Here is a 23,464-nt window from a genome sequence, read left to right as displayed (position 1 = left end):
CTGGTGGGGCAGGAGGTCCGGTACGCAGCGGCCCAGGATGCGACCGCTCAGCCCTTCGCCCAAGAGTCGCCGTTGACTGTCTGGACGCACTCCCGGCTCGCGTATTCCCGGGCGGAAATCCGCCTGTCCGGCGGGATGAAGGCCGCCAGCGACGAGCGCTCGTGCTCGGTCATCGGGCGAGCGGTGCGGCGCTGACCGTCCCACATGACCAGCACTGCCTCCGACTTCGCGCGGATGGTTCCGCCGGCCGAGACTCCCTCGGAAATCAGCACGCTCGACGTGCCCAGTTCCAGGACTGCCAGGGGCACCGTCACCGGGCCGTCCGCGGGCGTGATTTCGCGGCGTTAGTCGATGTGCTGAGAGCGGAGGACGCACGGCGGGTGTGGTGTGCCGAGACTGGTGACCAGCCACTCGGCCCGCGTTTCCTCCAGCAGGCCGAGATACGCGGTCGCGGTGAGGTGGCCCAGCGCGTCTGTCTCGTGGGGCCGGCGTTGATGGTCGCTTCGCCACCTGGACGCACGGTATGCAGTCCCGGCCGCGTGGCCGAGCGGGCGGGCGGGTTCGCTGCCCGGCCGGGGGAGCATCTCCCAGCCGGGCGGGTGCCGGTCTCGTTTCGGCGATGGTCCGGATCACCGGTTCAGCCGACTCGGTCGGCAGCAGGTCCGGGACAAGGCCGTCTGTTCGAAGGATTCCAGGTCCGCTGGAAAGAGGCGGTCGCCGAACGCACGACACCGTCCGACGACCGCACGTGGCGAGCCATGGCCGCGTAAGCCAAGTCCCGGAAAACGCGCCGCGCTGCTCGTATCCTTCGACGGGCCGCGAAACCCGTGTATGAAAGAACCCTCGACTGAAACGGAGCCGACACCTTGTTCCTTGCTGGCGGAGAACGACTGCCTCGTCGATAATCAGCCGGAGGTCGCTGTCTTTCGACCGCACGAAGGTGCATAGGTTGCGGTCAGCGTTCCCATTGTCCTGATTCCATCGGTATGCCAGGCGGAATAGACCGGCAGCCCAATTCCGCCTGGCGACCGTCGTCGTTGACGCTCGAGCTTCATGCCCGGGCAGCCGTCGTCAACAGGCTGGAGATCTTCGAATGACTATTCCTGGTACCAGTGCTGGTTGGCTTGGCCGTTGCAGCTGAACATCTGAACGTTCGCTTGGTCGGCCGGGTTGGCGTAAGCGATGTCGAGGCATTTGTTGTTCAGTTGCGACTTGATCTGCATGCCGTCCCAGTACCAGTGCTGGTTGGCTTGGCCGTTGCAGCTGAACATCTGTACATTCGCTTGGTCGGCCGGGTTGGCGTAAGCGATGTCCAGGCACTTGTTGTTCAGCTGCGACTTGATCTGGAAGTCGCCCTGCGGGGCGGCCGGCGAGATGCCGGTCGTCACGCCGAACAGGAGTGCGGTGGTCGCCGCGGCGACGTGTGTGATGAGCATCAAAAACTCCCCGAAATGCGTGATTAAGGATCGATGTTCCCCAGGTGCACAGCCGGCGACGGCCCGTCTGGTATTGCCGACACTGTCGGCGCTGCCGGGTGCCGACTGTGCGAGGACAACGATCGCAGTCCGCGCAGTGCCTCCGCATCGTGACGGATACGGAAAACCGGTCTCCGTGCTGACACGGAGGCGCGCTATAGCCGAGCCCTCTACAGTGGGTTGGTGGAGCAGGGGGCTCAACGGCTGGCCGTGGTGCTGGCGCTGGCAGCTGGTGTCGTCACGGTGGCCACCGGTGTGGTGCTCGCGGTGTCGCCGGCGGGTTCGGACATCGCTCACTTCGCGGTCTGCGTCGGGCTCGCGGTGCCGGCGATGGTGCTCGGTCTGGTCGTGGCCCGGCGGCGGCCCGTCAACGTGGTCGGCCCGCTGCTGGTGATGATGGGGCTCGCGCCGTGTGTGGTCGGGCTGTTGGACATCGCCACGACGGTCGCCGCACGTCGGCCCGGAGTGTTGCCCGGCGCCAGCGTGATCGCGGCGTTGGACTGGGGCGTCTGGCCGCTGTGGTATCTGCCCGTGGCGCTGTTGACGCTGTACTTCCCGGACGGGTCGTTGCCCTCCCGGCGCTGGCGGGTTGTCGTGGTCGGGATGCCGGTGCTGATCATCGCGTTGGCACTGCCGCAGACCGCCGGCGACGACGGTCTGCCAAACATGTTCGCGATCGTGCTGCTCGCCGCGTTCCTGTCGATGCTGGTGGCGACCGCGACCGCACTGGTGCGTCGTTACCGCCGGGCCGACGGCGTGCGCCGCGCGCAGCTGACCTGGTTCGTACTCGGCGGCATGTTCCTGCCCGCGACCCTGCTGTTGTGTTGGGCCAGCTACCTGTTGCTCGGCCGGGCGGACATGGTGCTGTTCGGGTTGGCGGCGTTCTATCTCGCGATCCCGGCCGCGACCGCCATCGCGATGCTCCGGCACCGGCTTTACGACCCGGGGCGGGCGCTGTCCGCCACGGTCGCCTACACCGTGGTGACCGCGGGGCTGATCGGAGTCTTCGCCGCGGTGTCCGCGCTGAGCGGAGTGCTCGCCGGCCGTGATTCCGCGGTGGTCGCCGCGGTCGTCACCGCGATCTGCGTCATCGCGCTGGCTCCCGCGCGTGATCGGGTGCAGCACGTGGTCGATCGCAGGCTTTACCCGATCCGCGGGGCCACGTTGACCGCGTTGGACGCCCTGCTCCAGAAAGTACACAGTGGACAGTCCGAACCCGAGCAGGTGGAAGCGGTACTCGGCGAGGCGCTGCGGGATCCCTCGCTGCGCGTGGGCTATCGCCTGCCGGGCCGGGACGATCTCGTCAGCGCGAACGGTGCCGCGCTCTTGTCCGCCGCGGACCGTTCGGTGCCGGTGCGGGTCGGCGATGTCGAGATCGGTGTGCTGCGCTGGACCGGCGCGGGCTCGCGTGAGCTGCTGCGCGAAGTGGCCGCGGCGTGCGCGGTGCTGGTCGAACTGGTCCGGTTGCGCATCGAACTCGCTCAGGCGCTGCGTGAGGTCGAGGTCAGCCGGAATCGGTTGCAGCAAATCGGCTATCAGGAACGACGCCGGCTCGAACGCGACCTGCACGACGGAGCCCAGCAGCGGCTGGTCACGCTCGGCGTGGCATTGCGGTTGGCGCAGCGGCAGTTGCGCGGCGGCACAATCGACGTGAACGGACTGCTCGACCACGGTGTCGCGGAACTCGGCACCGCTGTCGCCGAACTGCGCCAACTCGCGCACGGACTGCGGCCGAGCAGCCTCGACGACGGCCTTGGCCCCGCACTGGCAGCGTTGACGAGCACCCTGCCGATGTCGATCGAACTCGATATCAGTACGGGCGACCTGGCCGATGACGTCGTCACGACCGCGTACTACGTGGTCGCCGAGGCGGTCGCCAACGCGACCAAACACGCGCACGCCAAGCGCATCGCCGTGAGTGTCGGCCAGTGCAGCGACCGGTTGCGGGTCGAGGTGGTCGACGACGGGATCGGCGGCGCAGCGCCGGAGGCCGGATCGGGCCTGGCCGGCCTGTCCGATCGGGTCGCCGCGGCCGGGGGCCGGCTTCGGGTCGAAAGCCCGGCGGGAGCGGGCACCCGCATTGAGGCGGAGCTGCCGTGCGCATCGTGATCGGCGAAGACTCCGTACTGTTCCGGGAGGGCCTGGCCCGCCTGCTCGAGGACACGGGACACGACATCGTCGCCAAGGCAGCGGACGCACCCTCGGTGCTGCGCGCCGTGTACGAGACCGATCCCGACCTGGCGATCATCGACATCCGCATGCCGCCGGAGCACACCGACGACGGCGCCCGCGTCGCCCGGCAGATCCGCGCCGACTTCCCCGAACTGGGAGTCGTACTGCTCTCCCAGCACGTCGAGAGCAAACATTCCGTCGAACTGGTCGCCAGCGGCCGATTCGGATACCTCCTCAAGGACCGGGTCTTCGACGTGGACGACTTCCTCGACGCTCTGCGGCGGGTCGCTGCGGGCGGGTCGGCGCTGGACCCCGACATCGTCACCCGCCTCATCTGCCGACGCTCGCCCGACCGGCCAATGACCGCACTGACCTCCCGTGAACGCGACGTTCTCGCCTTGATGGCCGAAGGCCGCACCAACATCGGCATCGCGCGACGGCTGTACCTGACCGCGCGGACCGTGGAGAGTCACGTCGCCAACATCCTCGCCAAACTCGACCTGACGACCGCCACCGACGAGGACCATCGCCGCGTGCTTGCCGTGCTCGCCTACCTCGGCCGCACAGGACGCACCGACACCGGACCCTCGACCTAGACCGGCAATTCCGCGTTGACGATTTCTTGTAGCCGGCCGCCGCGGCGGCCATCGCGCAGATGTGTCGCGATCGCCTCCAAGGGTGTCGTTCGCGGCACTCGGCCGGGGCTCGAGGGGTCCGTAGCGTCGAGTGACGCAAGGCGATCCGTCTCCGAGGAAGGACTTCCGATGACCGATCTTCCAGCCCCGACCACGCCGTTCCTGGAGCCCGAGGCCAAGAAGCTCGCCGAGGACACCGACCCGCACCCGCGCATCTACGAGCTGCCGCCCGAGGAGGGGCGCAGGATCCTGAGCGACCTGCAGAGCGGCGAGGGTGTCGAGCGCCCGGACGTCGACGAGGAGTGGGTCGACGTCGACGCCGGCGAGTGGGGCACCGTCCGCACCCGCATCATCAAACCCAAGAACGCCACCGGCCCGCTGCCGGTCGTGTTCTACATCCACGGCGCCGGCTGGGTCTTCGGCGACGACAAGACCCACGACCGCCTCTTTCGCGAACTCGCCGTCGGGGCCGGCGCGGCCGGCGTTTTCCCGGTCTACGACTGGGCTCCGGAGAAGGGGTACCCCACGCAGGTCGAGCAGAACTACGCCGTCGGCCAGTGGCTGCAGGCGAACGGCGCCGAGCACGGGCTCGACACCTCCCGGGTCGCCGTCGCCGGCGAATCCGTCGGCGGATGCATGTCCGCGGTCTTCGCGCAGATGAACAAGGACCGCGGCGGGCTGGCGCTCAAGGCGCAGATCCTGCTCTATCCCGTGACCGGGCCGGACTTCGACACCCAGTCGTACCACCAGTTCGCGGAGCACTACTACCTCACCCGCGACGGGATGAAGTGGTTCTGGGACGCGTACACGACCGACGAGAGCAAGCGCGAGGAGAAGTACGCCTCGCCGCTGCGGGCCACGCTCGAAGACCTCGCGGGACTGCCGCCCGCACTCGTCATCACCGCGGAGGCGGACGTCCTTCGGGACGGCGGCGAGCTCTACGCGAACAAGCTCCGCGAGGCCGGGGTCGAGGTGACGGGCGTCCGCATCAGCGGGACCGTGCACGACTTCATGCTGCTGGACGGCCTGCGGGACACTCCGGCCACCAACGTCGCGCGGAAGCTGTCCGTCCAGGCATTGCGCGAGGCGCTGCACCAGGAGTGACACCAGGAGCCGCGTGGGCGGCAGACTAGGCAGAGTCTGCCCGCCCACCGCCGTGCCGACCGCGGCATCCGAGGAGACACGATGAGCCCGACGGCCACAGGACCGCACGTCGACGAGACCGGTGCGCGGGTGGTCGGCGAGGTCGGCCTGCTGGAGTACGCCGACTGCCAGGTCTCGGCGATCCACGGCCTCCGCGACATCTTCCGCGTCGCCAGCGAGTACGCCGTCGAGTCGGCCGATCCTCCGAGCGTGATCCGGGTCAGCACCTGGGCCGTGTCCGCCACCGACGAGGGGCCGGTCATGGCCTGCTCCTCGGACACCCATCCCGAGCTCGAACACCGCCTCAGCCACGTCATCATCCCGCCCAGCCTCGTCGTGCCCGAGCTGATGGCGTCGGTCGGCGAGCTCGCCGACTGGCTTGTCGGCCTCCGGGCCGAGGGCACCACTCTCTGTGCCGTGTGCGCAGGCGTCTTCGTCCTCGCCGAGACCCATCTGCTCGACGGCCGGGACGCCACGACCCACTGGGCGTTCGCCGAGGAGCTGGCGCGGCGCTATCCGGACGTCCGGGTGGACGCCTCCCGCATGGTGGTCGACGACCTCGACATCGTGACGGCCGCGGGGATCCTGGCGTGGGTGGACCTTGGCCTCACGCTGGTCGACCGGATGCTCGGTCCCAGCGTCATGCTGCACACGGCGCGCTTCGTCCTCGCCGACCCGCCCCGCCGGCGCCAGTCCCTCTACCAGGAGTTCACGCCTCGGCTCCAGCACGGCGACGCCGACATTCGCGAGGTGCAGGCCCGGCTGCACGCCAACCTCGACAAGCCCCATTCCGTGGAGCAGCTCGCGCAGACCGCGGCCATGCACACGCGCACCTTCCAGCGACGGTTCAAGGAGGCCACCGGCCTGACGCCGACGGAGTACATCCAGGCGGCGCGCATCGCGAAGGCCCGCGAGTCCCTGGAGCTGACCAACGAGCCGGTCGCTCGGATCTCGCGCAGCGTCGGCTACCTCGACGTGTCGAACTTCCGGCGGCTTTTTCAGCGCGCCACGGGCGTCACACCGTCGGAGTACCGGAACCGGTTCGGCATCGCGGCACGCGTCGGCAGCCGGCAGGACAACTAGCCGCTCGGTCAGCCGGCGAGGATCCGCTCCACGCCCTCGCGATAGGTGGTGATCCGGAAGTCGGGGAAGCGGGCCGCGAATTTCGAGCTGTCGAAGATGTTGTCGTCGCGGTAGCGGACGAGCAGTTCGTACATCTCGTCGAGGGGCTTGACGAAGCGGCGCCCGAGGCGGAAGGCGAGCATCGGCAGCACCGTGTAGCCGATCTTGCGGCCGGTCGCCGCGGCGGCGATCTCGACGAGCTGGGCGTAGGACTGCCGGTCCGGGTCGACCGGCAGATGCCACGTCTGGCCGTAGGCGTCCGGGGTGTTGCCGAGCAGGGCCAGCGCCCGGCTCGCGTCGGGGGTCCAGATCAGGGAGCGCTTGGCGCGGGCGTTGACCGGGACGAACGGCCGCTTGCCCGCCCTGATCCGGTCGAACACCAGCGTATTCGTGTAGCTCTTGGTCCGGCCTGGCCCGTAGAACTCGGGAGCGCGGCCGATGAGACCCTCGACCCGGCCCGCGCGCATGGCCTCGAGCAGCATGGCGGCGAGCTCGCCGCGGACCCGCCCCTTGCGACCGCCCGGCGCGAATGCTGTCGACTCGGTCTGCGGCGCCGACGTTCCCGGATACATGTAGGTGTTGTCGAAGAAGACGAGCTTCGTCCCGTGTCCGGCGCAGGCGTCGATGACGTTGCGCATGATGACGGGGAACTGACGCTCCCACAGCTCCGAGTCCAGGGGCAGGCCGACGGTGAGGTAGGCGATCTCGCTGCCCGCGACCGCACGGCTGGTGGCCTCGGCGTCGGTGAGGTCCGCGGCTACCAGCTCATCGGTGTCGTTGACCTTCGACGGCTTGCGGCTGACGAGACGGATGTCCTTGGTGTGGTTGCGGTAGAGCTCGTGCACGAGCTCGTCGGCGATCGGTCCGCCGGCGCCGAGGACGGTCTGCATTCGGGTCTCCTTGAGGTGATGGGGGGTGTCGACGGCGGCTCAGTCGCGAGCAGCGTCGTGCCACCAGAGGACGATGCGGTCGACCACCGAGGCCGGGGTGCGGACCCAGCCGATGTGGTCGTTGGTCGAACCCGGGGGCGCCTGGTCGCCGGTGTGGTGCCAGCGGGTCACCGAGGCCGGGGCGAAGAGCCGCTTGGCGAGGTCGTCGACGGCGCTGACCGGCGACAGCTTGTCGCCACCCAGACTGATGACAAGGGCAGGCGTGGTGATCGGCTGCTTGATCTCGTAGGGCGGCCGGCCGGTGAGGACCATGCGCGCCCATTCGCGCATCAACGTGCGGGCCCCGGGGCCGCCGAACGCGGGCTTCGGGAGGTAGCCGAACACCGCGGTCGCGGCCGGGACCACGAGTGCCGCCATAGCTGCGAGGTGGAGACCCCCGTAGGCGAAGTGGCGATAGAGCGGGATCGCGCCGGCGACCGTGATCACCCCGTCGGCCGGCGGCCGAGTGAGTTCGTGCCCGGCTACGAGCTGTCCGCCGAGGCTGTGCCCGAGGAGGAGCACTGTCCGTGCGGGCGACTCCGCCCGCGCGGCGGCGACTGCCTGTGCGATGTCGTCGATCTCGTCGCGGTAGGCCCAGTCCTCGCGTCGGCTCGCCCGCGGCTGCCCGCGCTCGAACCCTCGCCGGCGCAGTGCTCGGGCCTGCCACCCGCGTCGCTCGAACTCGGCGACCAGCGGCCGGTAGTAGCCGGAGCCGACGGCCATCGCCGGCGAGATGAGGACGAGCGGCGTGCCGGTGCTGCTCCTCTCAGCGTCCGCCATGGGTCGCCGTCGTCGAGGTGAGCACGGTGAAGCCGATGCCGGCGTCCTGGAGCCGGCGCAGCAGGTTCTCGCCCATCGCGGCAGCGGTGGTGACCTGGCCGGCGGTGGGCGGGTTGTCGTCGAAAGCCAGACACAGCGCCGACTCGGCCAGCATCTTGGCCGTCTCGGTGTAGCCGGGGTCTCCGCCGCTGACCTGGGTGTGCACGGTCTCGCCGCCGCCCTCGCCGACGAAGTCGACGGTGAACCAGGCCCGCTCGCGTCGCTCCGCCGACGGGCCCTCGCCTTGCGGGATGCGCTGGCCGATCGCGCGGCGCAAGGGCGGTACCTGAATTGCGGCCAGCGCGGCGGCGAAGCCGACCACCGCGCCGGCGACGGTCGTGACGTGCCGGGCCCCGGCGTAGTGGGAGTAGGCGAAGTCGGGTCCGTAATCCGGGCGGGCGAGCGCGGACCGCCGGACGACGTCGGGGTCGATCGTGGGCAGCGGGATCAGCCAGGTCCCGAGCACGCCGTCGCGACGGGGGCGGCCGATGCGGGCGCGAACCCGTCGTCCTCGCGGTCGCGGTTCGAGCCGGCGGCGTCCGGACGCGGCCTGCAGCATGGCGCGCGGTCGCGACAGCTGGCCGAGACCGGAGTGCAGCGTGCCTCCGGAGATGGTGGCGTTCGTGCGGACCACTCCTCGGAGGGCCACCGGCGCCCCGGACGGCAGCTGCTGGACGGTGAAGAGAGCGCCGAGATCGTGCGGGATCGAGTCGAAGCCGCAGGCATGGACGATGCGAGCACCGGTCCGCTCGGCCGTCGCGTGGTGCTCGACGTACATCCGGTCGACGAACTCGGGCTCGCCGGTGAGATCGACGTAGTCGGTGCCGGCCGCGGCACAGGCGGCCACGAGCGGTTCGCCGTGCTCCAGGTAGGGGCCGACTGTGGTGATCACGACTCGCGCGGACTCGGCGACGCGTGTCAGGGACTGCGGATCCGAGGAGTCGGCGCGGAGCAGTGCGATGTCCTCCAGTCGCTGGTTGCTCCCGAGGAGACGGCCGCGGACGGCCTCCAGCTTGCCCTGGTTGCGTCCGGCGAGGGCGAGCCTCGCTCCGGAAGGGAGATGGGCAGCGAGGTACTCGGCGGTCAGGCCGCCGGTGAAGCCGGTGGCTCCGAAGAGCACGACGTCGAAGGGGCGCGGGTTCGTGCGTGGGTCCATCGGATCTCGGCTCCTCCGGAAGTGCGCTATGTTTACAGTGCTAACCGAGCGTAGAAGGGTGAAGTAAGCGATGTCAACTTCGGAGAAGGGTGGCTACCATCACGGCGACCTGCGGGCGGCGCTGCTGTCGGCCGCGATGGAGATGCTCGAGGCCGGCGAGCCCTTCTCGCTCCGGGCCGTCGCGCGCCGGGCCGGAGTGTCGCCGACGGCGCCGTACCGCCATTTCAAGGACCGCGACGCGCTGGAGTCCGCATTGGCCGCCGAGGGGTTCCGGGATCTGCTGACGGACCTCGGCGACGGGCGCAACCCGCCGGCCTCGCTCCCGGATCTGGCCGAATTCGCGGTCGCCTATGTCGCCTTCGCGCTGCGGCGCCCGGCCCTCTTCCGCGTGATGTTCGGCAAGCCGTGCGACGACGCGGACGACGAGCGGGTCAAAGCCGCCGACGCCCTGCACGAGCTGCTGGCCGCCGCGCTCGACCGGGTCTTTCCCAAGGCGGACGCCTCGGCCCTGGCGTCGGCCGGCTGGGGGCTCGCGCACGGGCTGGCCTGCCTGTACCTCGACGGCAAGCTGCAGGCCGCGTCGGACGAGGAGGTCGCCGAGCGGGTGCGCGGCGCTTTCCTCGCGATCGCGTCGGTCGGCCCCTGACGCGTGGGCCGCGGCACCCGTTGTTGACAGTGCTCACATGCCGTGCAATCCTCGGTGTTAACGCTGCTTACATCAGAGGAGAGGGCTCATGGCATCGACCGGCAAGCTGACCGACCGGACGGTGGAGGTCGACCTCGGAGGCCGTCTCGTCACCGTCCCCGAAGGCGGCCTCTACGACCGGTTCCGGATGAACACCGACCTCGACGAGGTCGCGCGGGACCCCCGGGTCAGCAGCGTCGACTTCTTCCGCCGGATGCCGAAGACCCGCGTGGAGTCCCGCATCGGACCGACGCTGACGCCGAACTTCTACTACCGCGTTTCCACGGCTCGGCTCACGATGCTCGCTCCGACGAAAGCCGTCCGGGCCCGCCTGCCCGAGGAGCTGGATCCGCTCGAGATCGCCCCGGGGCTCGGGATCGTCTCGGTGATGGCCTTCCGGTACGACGTGTGCGACATCGACTTCTACACCGAGGCCGCCGTCGGCATCGCCGTCAAGCCGGCTCGGCACGGCGGGCTGGGCTTCCTCGACCTGGTCGCCGGGCTCAAGAACGACTCCCTGCATTCCTACGTGCTCTCGCTTCCGGTCAACACCGAGATCGCGCAGGTGCGCGGGCACGACGGCTACGGTTTCCCCAAATGGGTCACCCGGCTCGACGTCGACATCGACGCGCGGCGCACCTCCTTCCGGGTCGCCAACGACCAGGGCGGCCTTGACCTCGCCTTCTCGGCGCCCACCCCGAAGCAGACCGCCCGGCGCACCGGCGAGCACGTCTCGACCCTGACCTCCTACACCACGATCGACGACGCCTGGCACTCCACGACCAGCCAGATCAACCTGCTCTCCGCTGGCGCCGCACGGTTCCCCCGCGGCCTGGACCTGCAGCTCGGCGAGGGCAAGATGAGCGAGGACCTGCGCTCGCTGAAGCCGGTCCGGACGATCCAGCTCGACGTCGCCACCGAAGGCCAGCTGGCCCTGCACATGCCGGTGCCCACCTCCGTCCAGGACCGGAGCTGAGGACGAGATGACCGCCACGAACACGCGCCGCGTCGACACCGCTCTTCCGGCTTCGCTGACGCCGGCCCGGGTCGAGCGCCTGGCCGCCCTGGTCGCCGCTGTCGGCACCCAGCGGGCAGCCACGACCTCGCCGTACACCGGCGCACCGCTCGCGGACCTGCCCGTGTCCGCCCCCGACGACGTCGACGAGGCCTTCGCCCGGGCACGCGCCGCCCAGGCCCGCTGGGCGGCCACCCCGGTGGCCGACCGCGCACGCGTCCTGCTGCGCTTCCACGACCTTGTCCTTCAGCGGCAAGAGGAGGCTCTCGACCTGATGCAGGCCGAGAGCGGCAAAACCCGCCGCGACGCCTTCCTCGAGGTCAGCGACATCGCGATCACCGCCCGCTACTACGCGCGCAGCGCACGGCGGTTGCTCTCGCCCAAGCGCCGCAAGGGCGCGATCCCGGTGCTGACCCACACCACCGAGCTGCACCATCCCAAGGGCGTCGTCACCGTCATCTCGCCGTGGAACTACCCGCTCAGCATGGCCGCCGGCGACGCCATCCCGGCACTGATGGCCGGCAACGCCGTCGTGCAGAAGCCCGACACCCAGACCGCGCTGTGGGCCATGGAGCTGATGCGCGAGGCCGGACTGCCGGCCGACGTGTGGCAGATGGTGGTCGGCCGCGGCAGCTCCATCGGAAACGCGCTCATGGCCGGCGCGGACTACCTGATGTTCACCGGCTCCACCGCAAGCGGACGCCAGATCGCGCGCGACGCGGGGGAGCGGCTCATCGGCGCGTCGCTGGAACTCGGCGGCAAGAACGCCATGGTGGTGCTCGCCGACGCCGACATCGAGAAGGCCGCCGCCGGGGCGGTCGCCGCCTGCTTCCCCTCGGCCGGGCAGCTGTGCGTGTCCGTCGAGCGGCTCTACGTCGCCGATGAGATCCACGACGCGTTCGTGGCCGCGTTCGTCGAGCGCACCCGGGCCATGCGCCTGGGCGCTGCCTACGACTACTCGATGGACATGGGCTCGCTGACCACCCCATCGCAGCTCGAGACGGTCAGCGCACACGTCGACGACGCGGTGTCGAAAGGCGCGACGGTGCTGGCCGGCGGCCGCTCCCGTCCCGACCTCGGACCGCTGTTCTACGAGCCGACGATCCTGGCCGACGTGACGCCGGAGATGACGCTGTACGGCCACGAAACGTTCGGGCCGGTCGTCTCGATCTACCGCTACCAGTCGGTCGACGAGGCGATGGCCAACGCCACGCCGTACGGCCTCAACGCGAGCGTCTGGGGCCGCAACGGCACCGCTGCCCGCAATGTGGCGCGACGGCTGCACGCCGGCACCGTCAACGAGGCGTTCGCCGCCGCCTGGGGCAGCATCGACGCCCCCATGGGCGGCATGGGACTCGGGCCTCGGCCGCCGGCACGGCGCCGACGGACTGCTCAAGTACACCGAAGCCCAAACCGTCGCCCACCAGCGACTCCAGGGCTTCACTCCGCCCCGCGGAGTCGAACACGAGCAGTGGGCGCGGATCCTGACCCGGGCATTCAAGATGCTACGGGCACTGGGCGTCCGATGACCACGAAGTCGCGACGGTTCGCCGTTCGTGCCCGCTTGAAGGAAGATCAGCCATGACCAAACGCGTTCTCCACGTCGTCACCAACGTCGGCCACTACGACGACCCGTCCCACGCCACTGGGCTGTGGCTCTCCGAGCTCACGCACTCCTGGCACGTATTCGACGAGGCGGGCTTCGACCAGACCCTGGTCAGCCCGGCAGGCGGCCCCTCGCCGCTCGAGCCCCGGTCGCTGAAGTTCCCCAACTACGACAAGACCGCCAAGGCCTGGCGCGCCGACCCCGCGAAGATGGACCTGCTCGCGACCACGAAGAGCCCCGGGGAGATCGACTCCGCCGACTTCGACGCCATCTACTTCACCGGCGGCCACGCCGTGATGTACGACTTCCCCGACTCCGCGGGTCTGCAGCGCATCACCCGCGAGGTCTACGAGCGAGGCGGCGTCGTCTCCTCGGTCTGCCACGGCTACTGCGGCCTGCTCAACACCCGGCTCTCCGACGGCTCGTACCTCATCAACGGCAAGCACATGACCGGCTTCGCCTGGCAGGAGGAGGTGCTCGCCCGCGTCGACAAACTGGTGCCCTACAACGCCGAGGAACGCGCGAAGGAACGCGGCGCGCTCTACGAGAAGGCCAAGCTGCCGTTCGTCTCCTACGCCGTGACCGACGGCAACCTCGTGACCGGCCAGAACCCGGGCTCGGCCAAGGCCACGGCGCGAAAGGTCGTCGAAGCCATCGAGGGCCGGTCGTGAGCGCCGTGACCTGATCAGTTCTGCACTGGCGGAGTCTCCATTCGACTGGAAGCCGAAGTCGCCAGCCGCCTCGACGCTTGACACTCGGCCTTAGCGCGCGACCGCGTAACCGAAAGATCTGGGCGGCCTTCCCGCGCCCCGCCCCGTCTGTTCGACAAGACCGGCACGGACATTCCGGCGGAACGCTGCTCGACTGGTCCAGCGCCTCATTGCCCGGAACAACGGACGGTCGCGGGCGCTGAATTCCAGGCGAGTCGAGACTTGATTCCTGGACGGAAAAACACAGGAAATCCGAACGGGCAGCCGGGAGTATTGCGCGAGTGTCCACTGTGGAGCACCTGGGCCATGCGCCGCTCAGAATCGCGGGCGTCTCGGATGCGTTCTCGCGGCCGAGCTTTGGCTCGCACGGCCAGGCGTTTCACCGCGCCGACGGCGACATCGCGACAGTCTGACAGGCGCCTGGCCAGCAGTATATCCGCTGGCCAGGCACCACCTTGAGGCCTTTTCCGTGCGTGGTTCGCCTATTGCGGGGCGCGGATCCAGTGAGGTTTAGCCGCGGCCTGCGGCTCTGTCGCCCGGCCGCGGCCAAGCGCTCGGGGTCAGCGGTCCTTCTGCTCGGCCCACCACTTCTGCCCGGCCTCGGGCAGCGTCTGGATCGGGTCGTAGTACGGGTACTTCCGCTGCAACGCCTCCGGGTCCTCGTGCTCGATCCCGGTCCGGTAGTTCTTGGTCCAGTACGAAATCCCCAGATCGCGGTCGTACTCGGCGAGCTGGTGCACCCACCGCTTCCCGACGTAAGGAACGTCGCACACAATCCGCGGCGTGGCATACCCCGGCAGATATCCCATAATGGAATGCTGCAATTCCTGCGCCTCGTGCACGGAAACCCGCCAGTGCTCCGCATTCGGGATCATGTCGCACATGTAAAAATAGTAAGGCAAGATATTAGCCTCACCCTGCAAGGCAAAACAGAGATCCAAAAGCGCCGCTGGAGTAGCATTCACCCCGCGCATCAACACGCCCTGATTCCGCACATCCCGCACACCCACCTGCAACGCCGTCCGCGCCGCCTCCGCGACCAACGGCGTCACCGACTGTGCGTGGTTCACGTGCGTGTGAATAGCCAGGTTCACCCCACGGGCCTGCGCCGTAAGGGCGACCCGCTGCAGTCCCTCGGTCACCTTCGGCTGCAGCCAGTGCTGGGGCAGCGCCGCGAGCGCCTTCGTGGCCAGGCGGATGTCGCGCACGGTCTCGATGTCCATCAGCCGCATCAGGAAGGACTCCAGTTGCGGCCACGGCACGTTGGCCACGTCGCCGCCGGAGACGACCACGTCGCGGACGCCGGGGGTGCGCTTCAGGTAGTCGATCATGGCGTCCTGCCGGTCGACCGGCTTGAGCGCGAGCTTGTGCTTCTCGACCTGCTCGGTCGAGTTGCCGACGAGGTCCATCCGGGTGCAGTGCCCGCAGTACTGCGGGCAGGTCGAGATCATCTCGGCCAGCACCTTCGTCGGATAGCGGTGGGTGAGCCCCTCGACCACCCACATCTCGGCCTCGTGCAGCGAGTCGCGTTCGGCGTGCGGGTGGCTGGGCCACACCGGGTGCCGGTCGCTGCGCACGGGAAGCATGTAGCGGCGGATCGGGTCGGCGTAGAACGCCTCGGTGACCTTCGCCGGGTCGGTGCCCGCGTGCGGGGCCATCGTGTTGATCATCTGCGGCGGCAGCAGCATCGACATCGTGGCCATCTCGCGCTGGTCGGCGAGCAGGTCCTCGTAGAACCGCTCCTCCAGCAGGTCGCCCATCAGGGCCCGCAGCTGCTTGGCGTTGCGCACGCAGTGCACGCGCTGCCACTGGGCGTCCCGCCACTCTGCTTCGGTGACGTCGTGCCAGCCGGGGAAGCGGCGCCAGTCGGGTTCTGCCAACTCTGCGCGGACGTACTCGTACGGCTGGTCGAAGGCGGCGGCAGTCGGCACAGGTTCCTGGATCGCAGTCATCTGTACTCCTAGTCGTCGGGAACGCGTGAAAATATCCTGCCATAACGTTAGTCGACCGTAAATCTTTCTGCAGGATGACCCGGTCTGCCCTGCTAGGGGGACCAGGCGGGAGACTCGGGGAGTGAACGACAGCACCACGCTCCTGCTCGGCGGCCGCGTCTACACCCCGTCCTCCCCGGACGCCACCGCGATGGCGGTCTCCGGCGGCACCGTGGTGTGGGTCGGGCAGGACGCTCCGGCCCGCGCGCTGCACCCGGACGCCGAGGTGGTCGACCTGGACGGGGCGTTCGTCGCGCCGGCGTTCGTGGACGCGCACGTGCACGCCACCTCCACCGGCCTGCACCTGACCGGTCTCGACCTGACCGCCGTCCGCAGCTCTGCCGACCTGCTCGCCGCGGTGCGCGGGGCCGTCGTTCCCGGGCAGGTCCTGCTCGCGCACGGCTGGGACGAGTCGTCCTGGACCGACCAGCGGCTCCCGAGCCGCGCCGAACTCGACGCCGCGGCCGGGGACACGCCCGTCTACTTGAGCCGCGTCGACGTCCACTCCGCGCTGGTCTCGAGCGCGCTCACGAAACTCGCGCCCGGTGTCGAGGCCGCGGCGGGATGGTCCGCAGACGGACCGCTCACCCGCGCCGCCCACCACCTCGTCCGGGGAGCAGCCCGCGACGCGGTCACCCGGCCGCAGCGCCAAGCGGCCCAGCGCGCGTTCCTCGCGACGGCCGCCGCGCGCGGGATCGTGTCGGTGCACGAATGCGCGGGCCCGGACATCTCCGGCGAGGAAGACTTCGCCGACCTCCTGGCGCTGGCCAGCCCGGAACTGCCCGAGGTCGTCGGCTACTGGGGCCAGCTGAACGCCCTCGACAGCGCCCGCCGCCTCGGCGCGCACGGCGTCGCCGGAGACCTGTTCGTGGACGGAGCCCTCGGCTCGCGAACCGCGGCCCTCACCGCGCCGTACTCCGACGAGCCCGGCACCTCCGGCTCCCTCTACGCCGACGCCGCCGTCATCGCCGATCACCTCGTCGCCTGCACCGAGGCCGGGCTGCAGGCGGGTTTCCACGTCATCGGCGACGCCGCCGTCGGCGAGGTGATCGAGGGGTTCCGGCTGGCCGAGAAGCAGGTCGGCCAGCGTCCCCTCGCCGCGCGCCACCACCGGCTGGAGCACCTGGAAATGGTCACCCAGGACCAGGCGCGCGCACTCGCCGGATGGGGCGTCGTCGCGTCCGTGCAGCCGCTGTTCGACGAAGCCTGGGGCGGCGACTCCGGCATGTACGCCGAACGTCTCGGTGCCCGTGCGACAGCGCTGAACCCGTTCGCGCAGCTCGCTGCCGAAGGAGTCGTGCTCGCCTTCGGCAGCGACGCGCCCGTGACCGCTGTCGACCCGTGGGCCGCCGTACGCGCGGCCGTGCACCACCACACTCCCGAAGCGCGCCTCTCCGCCCGCGCGGCCTTCACCGCGCACACGCGTGCCGGACACCGATCGGCGGGCGTCAACGACGGCGTCACCGGCAGCCTCGTCCCCGGCGCGCCCGCGCACTACGCGATCTGGGACGCGGCCGATCTCGTAGTCGCCACAGCCGACAGCCGCGTGCAGCGCTGGTCCACCGACCCGCGTTCGGGCGTGCCGCCGCTGCCGAGGCTGGAGCCGGGCGCGCCGCTGCCGCGCTGCCTGCGCACGGTCCGCGGCGGGACGGTCATCTACGACGAGTTCACACCGGCCGCTTAGAGTTCCGGGTGTGGCAGTGAGCGTGGCGGACGCCGATTCGGGCGTTCCGCACAAGACCAAGCGAAAGCGGGCGTGGAAGCCCTGGCTCGCGCGCGTACTGGCGACGGCGGCGACGGGTTACGGCTACTACCTCAGCTTCGCGCCGCGCCCGCTGTGGTGGCTGGCCCCGATCGCGTTCGCCGCGTTCGCGCTGGTCCTTCGTGGACGGTCGTTCCGCGGCGCGTTCGGGTACGGCTTCGTGTTCGGCATGGCGTTCTTCGTGCCGCTGCTGACCTGGCTGCAGGACTTCCTCGGCCGCGACTTCGGGCCGCTGCCGTGGCTGGCGCTGTCGTTCGCGCTGTCGCTCTACTTCGGACTCGCCGGGTGGCTGATCCGGGTCGTGGCGCGGCTGCCGCTGGCGCCGCTCTGGGGCGCTCTGGTGTTCGTCGCGCTCGAAACGCCGCGCACGTGGTTCCCGTTCGGCGGGTTCCCGTGGGGCCGCGTCGCGTTCAGCCAGCCCGAAGGCGCGTTCCTGCCGCTGGCGTCGGTCGGCGGCGCGCCGCTGGTCGGTTTCGCCGTCGTGCTCACCGGTTTCGGCCTGGCGGCGCTCATCGCCCGGCTGTGGCGCACGCGCAAAGCCTGGGACCGCGCGCTGGTCTGGCCCGCCGTGTTCGCCGTCCTTCCCGCCGCGGCCGGGCTCGCGGTGTGGCCGACGATCGGCACCGAGGCGCAGAACGGTTCGCTCACCGTCGCGTCCGTGCAGGGCAACGCGCCGGACATCGGCCTGGCCTTGCAAGGACAGCGCGGGGTGCTGCGCGCGAACGCCCTCGCCGAAAGCTCCCGGCTGCTGCAGAAGGTCCAATCAGGACAGGCGCCGAAGCCGGATCTGGTGCTGTGGCCGGAAACCTCGACCCCGCTCGACGGCGACGACCCGGGCGTCGACCAGATGCTGTCCGCCTTCGGGGCGCCCGGGATCATCGGCGCGCTCGTGCGCACGCCGGACGGCGCGGCGGAGAACTCCGCTGTCGTTTGGGATCCGAACACCGGCCCGGGACAGCGTTACGTCAAACAGGATCTGGTTCCTTTCGGCGAATACGTGCCCGCCCGCGCGATCGCGCGGCTGGTGACGCCGTTCATCGACGACACCCGCGACATGCGTCCCGGCGACGGCTCCAACGCCGCGCTGTCGGTCGCGGGGGCCAAGATCGGCGTGTTCATCTGCTACGAGTCGGCGTTCGACGGTCCCGCGCGCGACGCGACGAAGTCGGGCGGCGAACTGCTCGTCGTGCCGACGAACAACGCGTGGTACGGGCCGGGGGAGATGAGCTACCAGCAGCTGGCGATGGCGCGGCTGCGCGCGGTCGAACACGGGCGCGCGGTGGTGGTGTCGGCGGTGTCCGGGGTGAGCGCCCTGGTCGCCCCGGACGGGACGATCACCAGCTCCACCGGGCTTTTCACGGCGGATGCCCTGGTCGGGCGCGTGCCGCTGCGCACGCAGACTACGCTGTCGGATCGAATCGGTGCGTGGACGGAGTACGGACTGCTGGCGTTGGCGATCGCGGGTGTCGCCGGCGGGTTCGTGCTCCGTTTTCGCACCCGGCGCGGCACGGCGGCGCCGACGGGGACCACAGCAGGGGAAGCGGCGGGCTGACCCGCCGGATGCGGAGGAGACGGATGGCGCAGGCGCCGCGGGGGGCCGAAACGATCGAACCGGTGCTGGTGGTGATCCCGACCTACAACGAGCGGGAGAACCTCGGCCCGGTGCTGGACCGGCTCCACAAGGCACTCCCGGACGTCGACGTGCTCGTCGTCGACGACGGCAGCCCGGACGGCACGGGGGAGCTGGCCGACGAGCGCGCGGCCGCGGACAAGCGGGTGCACGTGCTGCACCGCACCGCGAAGGAAGGCCTCGGCAAGGCCTACATCGCCGGGTTCCATTGGGGGATGGAGCGCGGTTACGCGACGTTCGTGGAGATGGACGCCGACGGTTCGCACGCGCCGGAGGACCTGCCGCGCCTGCTGGACGCGGTCGGCGACGCGGACCTGTCGATCGGGTCGCGGTACGTGCCCGGCGGCAGCACGGTGAACTGGCCGCTGCGCCGGACCCTGCTCTCGCGCGGGGCGAACCTGTACTCGCGGATCGCGCTGGGCATCAAGGTGGCGGACATGACCGCGGGGTTCCGCGCGTACCGCCGCCCGGTGCTGGAGAAGCTGGCGCTGAACGAGGTCGCCTCGCACGGCTACTGCTTCCAGATCGACCTCACGCGCCGCACCGCGGACGCCGGGTTCGACATCGTCGAGGTGCCGATCACCTTCACCGACCGGGAGATCGGCGTGTCGAAGATGAGCGGCGGCATCATGTCCGAGGCGTTCTTCCGGGTCGCGGAGTGGGGCGTGCAGCGCCGCCTTGCCCAGCTGAAGAAGCTGCTGGGCCGAGGCTGACGGTTTTCTCTCGAACTGCCGCCGCGCCGGGATTCCTTGCCGCACAGGGGGAGTCTCGGCGCGGGCTCAGTTCAGGACGCGATAGGTGAGGTGTTCGGCGCCCGGCGTCGACACCGCACCGAGCGGCTCCAGGCGCACCGGTGCGGGATTTCCCTTGGGGAACAACGGGGTTCCGTCGCCGAGGACGATCGGCGCGACGTGGATCCGCAGCACGTCCGCCAATCCGGCGTACAGGACCTGCGACGCGATCGACCCGCCGCCGCCCACGGTGACGTTCTTGCCGCCCGCGGCCGCGCGAGCCTGCTCGATCGCGCTTTCGAGTCCGTCGGTGACGAACCGGAACCGCTCGCCCAGCCGCACTTTTTCGGGCCGGGCATGGGTGACGACGAACACCGGCGGTGCGGGGATCCGGTCCTCGCCCTCGCCGTAGCCGTCCTCGTCGGCCCAGCCGTTCGGGCCGTCCACGACGTCGAACATGGCGCGGCCCATGACCACCGCTCCGGTGTCGGTGAACGACCGGTGCAGGATCTCCGAGTCGCGCGGCGTCGGGTCGGACACCCAGGCGTGCAGCGGTTCTCCGCCGACGCCGAGCCCGTGGTCGGGACCGGCTCCCGGGGCGGTGACGTAGCCGTCCAGCGACATCGAGATGTCCACGACCACCCGGCTCGCCTCCGGCCGGTCCCCCTCGCGCGCGAGTTCGCCGAGCCGGTCCATCGAATCGCGGATCCCGCGCTCCATCCCGCTCGCGACCATGGCGTCGCGCGCCTCGACGCTCGGGAAGACCGACCGGGTCCGCAGCCGCGTCCGGCCGTCGAGGTCCTCGAAGGTCATGCTCTCCAGGCTGACGTTGCCCGGCGCGCCCTCGTACTCGAAGGTCTGGACGATCCGCTCGGCTCTCTCCACCGTGTGGAAGACGCCGCGGAAGACGTGTTCGCTGCCGTCGGTGTCGCGATGCACGTAGCGGTACGCGCCGCCGGAGTGCGCGTCGAACTCGAGGATGCGCATTTCGATGTCGCGCGGACCGAGCCAGCGGGTGATCAGGTCCGGGTCGGTGTAAGCGCGGAACAGCTGCGCGGGCGTCGCGTCGAACTCGCGGACTACCTCGATGAACGGGCTGCCGGGCTGTGCGGTGATAGTGGTCGCGGTCATTTTCCTTGCTCCTTGGTCTCTTCGAGGACGCTGTCGAGGCGGCGGAATTCGCGTTCGCGGGTGAGCCGGTAGGCGTCGATCCAGCTGGTGAGTTCTTCGAGAGCGGCGGCGTTGAGGTGGCACGGGCGGCGCTGGCCGTCGCGGCTGCGCGTGATGAGCCCGGCCGCCTCCAGCACCTGGACGTGCCGCGACACGGCTTGCTTCGTCACCGGGAACGGCTCGGCCAGCTCGTTCACGGTCGCTTCGCCGCGCGACAGCCGGGCGATGAGCGCACGCCGGATCGGGTCGCCGAGCGCGGTGAACGCCCGGTCCAGCCGGTCCTCGACGTTGTCAACGGTCATCTTTATCAACCGATCTCTTTATCAAGCAGTACGTTGACAATAAGCCCGTGGAGTCGTCGGGGCAAGGGGTGATCGCGAGTCAGATTTTGCGCACCGAGGTCGTCCCGACGTCGACGGCCGCGCCGCTCGCGGCGACCGGTTTGAGCGGCGGAACCGGCTGTCCGGCCTCGTCGACGAGCACGGAGTGGTCTTCGCCGGGGGAGAAGGCGTGCCGCTCGCCCCACTGCCGGAGGGCGACGACGACGGTGAACAGGTCGCGCCCGGCCGGCGTGAGCGAGTAGACCTGCCGTTTGCCGGACTCCGCGGCCTGCCGGTCGAGGACGCCGCGCTCGACCAGGCGGCGCAGCCGGTCGGTGAGGATGTTGCGGGCGATGCCGGTGCGCTGCTGGAAGTCGGTGAACGCCCGCGCGCCGTCCATCGCGTCGCGGACCATCAGCAGGCTCCACCGGTCGCCGACGAGGTCCAGGGTGCGGGCCACCGGGCACGACGGGTCGGTCCAGGCCGGGTTCTCGCCCATGGGCGCCCCTCCTTGATGAGTTGCTCTTTGAAACCATTCTGCCGTACGGTGCGATCAGTTGCAATTCGCTACTGATTGGGGGAGTCATGGACCTCACCACGAGCCGCCGGACGGTGTTCGCCGCGGTGTGCGCGGTCGCCGTCGCGAGCATTTACGCCGCTCAGCCGGTTCTGGCCGAGATCGGCGGAGACCTGGGCGTGCCGGCCGCGGGGCTGGGCTGGATCGTCGCCGCCGGACAGCTCGGCTATCTGGCCGGACTCGCCGTGCTGGTCCCGCTCGGCGATCTCGTCGACCGGCGCAAGCTCATCGCCGGACACCTGCTGCTGACCGCCGTCGGCGCGACACTGGCCGCAGCCGCCACTCAAACCTGGTTGCTGTTAACGGGTTTGGTGCTCGCGGGCCTGTTCGCGGTGGTCGTCCAGACGACAGTCGCCTACGCGGCCGCATTGTCCACTTCGGACGAACGCGGACGCACGCTCGGCGTCGTGACGTCCGGCGTGGTCATCGGAATTCTCGGCGCCCGCGTCGCGGCCGGGGCGCTGGCGGAGCTGTGGGGTTGGCGCAGCGTCTACGTCGCTCTCGCGGTGCTGCTGGTGACGCTCGCCGGTCTCGTGCTGAAGACGATGCCGCCCGACCCGCGCCGCGACGGCACTACTTACCGCCAGGTCCTGACGTCGCTCGGCGGCCTGTTCCGCGAGCCGCTGTTCCTCTCGCGAGGGCTGATCGCGTTCTTCCTGTTCGCCTCGTTCGGCGCGCTGTGGAGCGGCCTGTCGCTGCCGCTCGCCGCGGACCCGTGGGACCTCAGCACCGCGCAGATCGGCCTGTTCGGTTTGGTCGGCCTGGCAGGTGCGCTCGGCGCCGCCCGCGCGGGACGTTGGGCGGACAGGGGCCGCGCAAGCCTCGTCACCGGCGGAGCGCTGGTCCTGCTGGCGGTGTCCTGGCTGGCGGTCGGGCAACCGTCGCTGTGGCTGCTCGGCCTGGGCGTGCTGGTGCTCGATTTCGCTGTGCAGGCGGTGCATGTCAGCAATCAGCACCTGCTCACCGCGGCGCACCCGGACCGCACCAGCAGCGTCATCGGCGGCTACATGATCTTCTACTCGCTCGGCTCCGCCCTGGGCGCTGCCACGACGACCACCGCGTTCGCAGCCGCAGGCTGGACGGGCTCCAGCGTCCTGGGTGCGGTGTTCGGCGGGTGTGCGTTCGCGGTGTGGGCGGTCGCCAATGCTCGGCGGCTGTCGCTGCGAACGTCTTGACCAGAGCGGCCTCCCCGGCGTTGCGCCGCAATGCCCGAGGTGTCGCCACGTGGCCGGCTCTTGGCGGTCGTGAGGGGAACCCTGAGGGAATCAGATTCCCTCAGGGTTCCCCTCACGTACAACGGCTTGGTCGTGTCGCCGGCGCGCCGTCGCCACGGAGAAAACCCCCGGCGGGGCGTGCCGCGGACGCGAAACGGCCCCCGCGGGGGGAGGTCGCGGGGGCCGTTCCTGTTCGGTGGTGGGAGCCAGCTACTGGCCGAGGCTCAAGCGGACCGGCTGGTCCGGCGTCCCTTGAGCTCGGCGAGACGTTCGTTCAGCAGGTCCTCGAGCTCGGGGATGGAGCGGCGCTCCAGCAGCATGTCCCAGTGGGTCCTGGGGGGCTTGACCTTTTTTTGCTCGGGCTGCCCGCCGTCGACGATCTCGGATTCGCTGCCGTGCAGGCGGCACTCCCACACCGTCGGGATCTCGGCGTCGTCGGAGAACGGCACCTCGAACTCGTGGTTCTTGGGGCAGGAGTAGCGCACGGTACGGCGCGGAGCGAGGTCGTGATTGCGGTCGGTCTCGTAGCTGACCGCTCCCAGCCGGCTTCCACGGAGAACACGGTCGGCCATAGTGGGATTCCTTTCAGTCAGCTCCGGGTG

22 protein-coding genes and 1 pseudogene are annotated in these 23,464 nt (G+C 70.1%); 13 read left to right on the top strand and 10 right to left on the bottom strand.

Features of this window, described 5'->3' with window-relative positions:
- Nucleotides 1-47: 47 nt before the first annotated feature.
- Nucleotides 48-314: a hypothetical protein gene (locus tag AB5I40_RS04135; protein WP_370937074.1), complete on the bottom strand. Its 267-nt coding sequence runs from the start codon at nucleotides 312-314 to the stop codon at nucleotides 48-50.
- Nucleotides 315-1,097: 783 nt separating this feature from the next.
- The gene (locus AB5I40_RS04130) at nucleotides 1,098-1,436 is read right to left on the bottom strand and encodes an RICIN domain-containing protein (RefSeq protein WP_370937073.1); all 339 of its coding nucleotides are present in this window, start codon (nucleotides 1,434-1,436) and stop codon (nucleotides 1,098-1,100) included.
- Nucleotides 1,437-1,658: 222 nt separating this feature from the next.
- Here AB5I40_RS04130 and AB5I40_RS04125 point away from each other — a divergent pair, with 222 nt between their 5' ends.
- The 4 genes from AB5I40_RS04125 to AB5I40_RS04110 all read left to right on the top strand — a co-directional run bounded on the left by AB5I40_RS04125 (nucleotide 1,659) and on the right by AB5I40_RS04110 (nucleotide 6,508).
- The gene (locus AB5I40_RS04125; RefSeq protein ID WP_370937072.1) at nucleotides 1,659-3,584 is read left to right on the top strand and encodes a histidine kinase; all 1,926 of its coding nucleotides are present in this window, start codon (nucleotides 1,659-1,661) and stop codon (nucleotides 3,582-3,584) included.
- On the top strand, nucleotides 3,572-4,243 hold the full coding sequence (locus tag AB5I40_RS04120) for a response regulator (RefSeq protein WP_370937071.1): 672 nt from the start codon (nucleotides 3,572-3,574) through the stop codon (nucleotides 4,241-4,243). Before AB5I40_RS04125 ends, AB5I40_RS04120 begins: the two co-directional genes overlap by 13 nt.
- 168 nt (nucleotides 4,244-4,411) lie before the next feature.
- Nucleotides 4,412-5,386, top strand: a complete 975-nt coding sequence (locus AB5I40_RS04115; protein WP_370937070.1) for an alpha/beta hydrolase — start codon at nucleotides 4,412-4,414, stop codon at nucleotides 5,384-5,386.
- A gap of 81 nt (nucleotides 5,387-5,467) precedes the next feature.
- A complete protein-coding gene (locus AB5I40_RS04110; RefSeq protein ID WP_370937069.1) occupies nucleotides 5,468-6,508 on the top strand; it encodes a GlxA family transcriptional regulator in 1,041 nt (346 codons plus the stop codon).
- Between the two features lie 8 nt (nucleotides 6,509-6,516).
- On the opposite strand, the gene AB5I40_RS04105 is transcribed toward AB5I40_RS04110, so the two are convergent.
- Genes AB5I40_RS04105 through AB5I40_RS04095 form a run of 3 tightly spaced genes read right to left on the bottom strand, consistent with a single transcriptional unit; the run spans nucleotide 6,517 to nucleotide 9,451 of the window.
- A complete protein-coding gene (locus AB5I40_RS04105; protein WP_370937068.1) occupies nucleotides 6,517-7,437 on the bottom strand; it encodes an NAD-dependent epimerase/dehydratase family protein in 921 nt (306 codons plus the stop codon).
- Nucleotides 7,438-7,476: 39 nt separating this feature from the next.
- A complete protein-coding gene (locus tag AB5I40_RS04100; RefSeq protein WP_370937067.1) occupies nucleotides 7,477-8,256 on the bottom strand; it encodes a serine aminopeptidase domain-containing protein in 780 nt (259 codons plus the stop codon).
- The gene (locus AB5I40_RS04095) at nucleotides 8,243-9,451 is read right to left on the bottom strand and encodes a trans-acting enoyl reductase family protein (RefSeq protein ID WP_370937066.1); all 1,209 of its coding nucleotides are present in this window, start codon (nucleotides 9,449-9,451) and stop codon (nucleotides 8,243-8,245) included. Before AB5I40_RS04095 ends, AB5I40_RS04100 begins: the two co-directional genes overlap by 14 nt.
- 70 nt (nucleotides 9,452-9,521) lie before the next feature.
- Between AB5I40_RS04095 and AB5I40_RS04090 the strand changes: the two genes are divergently transcribed.
- The 5 genes and pseudogenes from AB5I40_RS04090 (at nucleotide 9,522) to AB5I40_RS04070 (ending at nucleotide 13,880) form a co-directional block, all read left to right on the top strand.
- The gene (locus AB5I40_RS04090) at nucleotides 9,522-10,097 is read left to right on the top strand and encodes a TetR/AcrR family transcriptional regulator (protein ID WP_370937065.1); all 576 of its coding nucleotides are present in this window, start codon (nucleotides 9,522-9,524) and stop codon (nucleotides 10,095-10,097) included.
- A gap of 88 nt (nucleotides 10,098-10,185) precedes the next feature.
- Complete coding sequence (locus AB5I40_RS04085) at nucleotides 10,186-11,112, top strand: acetoacetate decarboxylase family protein (protein ID WP_370937064.1); 927 nt, start codon at nucleotides 10,186-10,188, stop codon at nucleotides 11,110-11,112.
- Between the two features lie 7 nt (nucleotides 11,113-11,119).
- A pseudogene (locus AB5I40_RS04080) lies at nucleotides 11,120-12,680 on the top strand (succinic semialdehyde dehydrogenase).
- A gap of 52 nt (nucleotides 12,681-12,732) precedes the next feature.
- Complete coding sequence (locus AB5I40_RS04075) at nucleotides 12,733-13,428, top strand: type 1 glutamine amidotransferase domain-containing protein (RefSeq protein WP_370937063.1); 696 nt, start codon at nucleotides 12,733-12,735, stop codon at nucleotides 13,426-13,428.
- A 320-nt stretch (nucleotides 13,429-13,748) separates the two neighbouring features.
- Nucleotides 13,749-13,880 (top strand): hypothetical protein, encoded by a 132-nt coding sequence (locus AB5I40_RS04070; RefSeq protein ID WP_370937062.1) that lies wholly within the window; start codon nucleotides 13,749-13,751, stop codon nucleotides 13,878-13,880.
- A gap of 147 nt (nucleotides 13,881-14,027) precedes the next feature.
- On the opposite strand, the gene AB5I40_RS04065 is transcribed toward AB5I40_RS04070, so the two are convergent.
- A complete protein-coding gene (locus tag AB5I40_RS04065; protein WP_370937061.1) occupies nucleotides 14,028-15,419 on the bottom strand; it encodes a KamA family radical SAM protein in 1,392 nt (463 codons plus the stop codon).
- A gap of 121 nt (nucleotides 15,420-15,540) precedes the next feature.
- Between AB5I40_RS04065 and AB5I40_RS04060 the strand changes: the two genes are divergently transcribed.
- The 3 genes from AB5I40_RS04060 to AB5I40_RS04050 are packed head-to-tail and all read left to right on the top strand — an operon-like array spanning nucleotide 15,541 to nucleotide 19,563.
- A complete protein-coding gene (locus AB5I40_RS04060; protein ID WP_370937060.1) occupies nucleotides 15,541-17,142 on the top strand; it encodes an amidohydrolase in 1,602 nt (533 codons plus the stop codon).
- Nucleotides 17,143-17,152: 10 nt separating this feature from the next.
- Nucleotides 17,153-18,772, top strand: a complete 1,620-nt coding sequence (gene lnt, locus AB5I40_RS04055) for an apolipoprotein N-acyltransferase (RefSeq protein ID WP_370937059.1) — start codon at nucleotides 17,153-17,155, stop codon at nucleotides 18,770-18,772.
- Nucleotides 18,773-18,795: 23 nt separating this feature from the next.
- Nucleotides 18,796-19,563 carry a polyprenol monophosphomannose synthase gene (locus tag AB5I40_RS04050; RefSeq protein WP_370937058.1) on the top strand — a complete coding sequence of 256 codons (768 nt, stop codon included), beginning with the start codon at nucleotides 18,796-18,798 and terminating at the stop codon, nucleotides 19,561-19,563.
- 66 nt (nucleotides 19,564-19,629) lie between these two features.
- Here AB5I40_RS04050 and AB5I40_RS04045 read toward each other — a convergent pair whose 3' ends face one another.
- The 3 genes from AB5I40_RS04045 to AB5I40_RS04035 all read right to left on the bottom strand — a co-directional run bounded on the left by AB5I40_RS04045 (nucleotide 19,630) and on the right by AB5I40_RS04035 (nucleotide 21,570).
- A complete protein-coding gene (locus AB5I40_RS04045; RefSeq protein ID WP_370937057.1) occupies nucleotides 19,630-20,712 on the bottom strand; it encodes an SRPBCC domain-containing protein in 1,083 nt (360 codons plus the stop codon).
- The gene (locus AB5I40_RS04040; protein ID WP_370937056.1) at nucleotides 20,709-21,053 is read right to left on the bottom strand and encodes an ArsR/SmtB family transcription factor; all 345 of its coding nucleotides are present in this window, start codon (nucleotides 21,051-21,053) and stop codon (nucleotides 20,709-20,711) included. The genes AB5I40_RS04045 and AB5I40_RS04040 overlap by 4 nt, the downstream gene beginning before the upstream one ends.
- A gap of 79 nt (nucleotides 21,054-21,132) precedes the next feature.
- Nucleotides 21,133-21,570, bottom strand: a complete 438-nt coding sequence (locus tag AB5I40_RS04035; protein ID WP_370937055.1) for a winged helix-turn-helix transcriptional regulator — start codon at nucleotides 21,568-21,570, stop codon at nucleotides 21,133-21,135.
- Nucleotides 21,571-21,656: 86 nt separating this feature from the next.
- Between AB5I40_RS04035 and AB5I40_RS04030 the strand changes: the two genes are divergently transcribed.
- Complete coding sequence (locus AB5I40_RS04030; protein WP_370937054.1) at nucleotides 21,657-22,823, top strand: MFS transporter; 1,167 nt, start codon at nucleotides 21,657-21,659, stop codon at nucleotides 22,821-22,823.
- A gap of 263 nt (nucleotides 22,824-23,086) precedes the next feature.
- On the opposite strand, the gene AB5I40_RS04025 is transcribed toward AB5I40_RS04030, so the two are convergent.
- Complete coding sequence (locus AB5I40_RS04025) at nucleotides 23,087-23,434, bottom strand: RNA polymerase-binding protein RbpA (protein WP_009078445.1); 348 nt, start codon at nucleotides 23,432-23,434, stop codon at nucleotides 23,087-23,089.
- Between the last annotated feature and the right edge of the window lie 30 nt (nucleotides 23,435-23,464).

Origin of the sequence: Amycolatopsis sp. cg13 (genome assembly GCF_041346965.1) — a bacterium.
GTDB lineage: Bacteria > Actinomycetota > Actinomycetes > Mycobacteriales > Pseudonocardiaceae > Amycolatopsis.
Note: the sequence above shows the minus strand (reverse complement) of the source record. Positions and strands in the feature narration are given on the sequence as shown.

What these genes read in the sequence shown, in the direction of transcription:
- AB5I40_RS04115 (WP_370937070.1), top strand. Translation starts at nt 4,412, where the DNA reads ATGACCGATCTTCCAGCCCCGACCACGCCGTTCCTGGAGCCCGAGGCC.
- AB5I40_RS04050 (WP_370937058.1), top strand. Translation starts at nt 18,796, where the DNA reads ATGGCGCAGGCGCCGCGGGGGGCCGAAACGATCGAACCGGTGCTGGTG.
- AB5I40_RS04035 (WP_370937055.1), bottom strand. Translation starts at nt 21,570, where the DNA reads ATGGGCGAGAACCCGGCCTGGACCGACCCGTCGTGCCCGGTGGCCCGC.
- AB5I40_RS04065 (WP_370937061.1), bottom strand. Translation starts at nt 15,419, where the DNA reads ATGACTGCGATCCAGGAACCTGTGCCGACTGCCGCCGCCTTCGACCAG.
- AB5I40_RS04095 (WP_370937066.1), bottom strand. Translation starts at nt 9,451, where the DNA reads ATGGACCCACGCACGAACCCGCGCCCCTTCGACGTCGTGCTCTTCGGA.
- AB5I40_RS04085 (WP_370937064.1), top strand. Translation starts at nt 10,186, where the DNA reads ATGGCATCGACCGGCAAGCTGACCGACCGGACGGTGGAGGTCGACCTC.
- AB5I40_RS04075 (WP_370937063.1), top strand. Translation starts at nt 12,733, where the DNA reads ATGACCAAACGCGTTCTCCACGTCGTCACCAACGTCGGCCACTACGAC.
- AB5I40_RS04040 (WP_370937056.1), bottom strand. Translation starts at nt 21,053, where the DNA reads ATGACCGTTGACAACGTCGAGGACCGGCTGGACCGGGCGTTCACCGCG.
- AB5I40_RS04090 (WP_370937065.1), top strand. Translation starts at nt 9,522, where the DNA reads ATGTCAACTTCGGAGAAGGGTGGCTACCATCACGGCGACCTGCGGGCG.
- AB5I40_RS04130 (WP_370937073.1), bottom strand. Translation starts at nt 1,436, where the DNA reads ATGCTCATCACACACGTCGCCGCGGCGACCACCGCACTCCTGTTCGGC.
- AB5I40_RS04025 (WP_009078445.1), bottom strand. Translation starts at nt 23,434, where the DNA reads ATGGCCGACCGTGTTCTCCGTGGAAGCCGGCTGGGAGCGGTCAGCTAC.
- AB5I40_RS04030 (WP_370937054.1), top strand. Translation starts at nt 21,657, where the DNA reads ATGGACCTCACCACGAGCCGCCGGACGGTGTTCGCCGCGGTGTGCGCG.
- AB5I40_RS04110 (WP_370937069.1), top strand. Translation starts at nt 5,468, where the DNA reads ATGAGCCCGACGGCCACAGGACCGCACGTCGACGAGACCGGTGCGCGG.
- AB5I40_RS04105 (WP_370937068.1), bottom strand. Translation starts at nt 7,437, where the DNA reads ATGCAGACCGTCCTCGGCGCCGGCGGACCGATCGCCGACGAGCTCGTG.
- AB5I40_RS04100 (WP_370937067.1), bottom strand. Translation starts at nt 8,256, where the DNA reads ATGGCGGACGCTGAGAGGAGCAGCACCGGCACGCCGCTCGTCCTCATC.
- AB5I40_RS04045 (WP_370937057.1), bottom strand. Translation starts at nt 20,712, where the DNA reads ATGACCGCGACCACTATCACCGCACAGCCCGGCAGCCCGTTCATCGAG.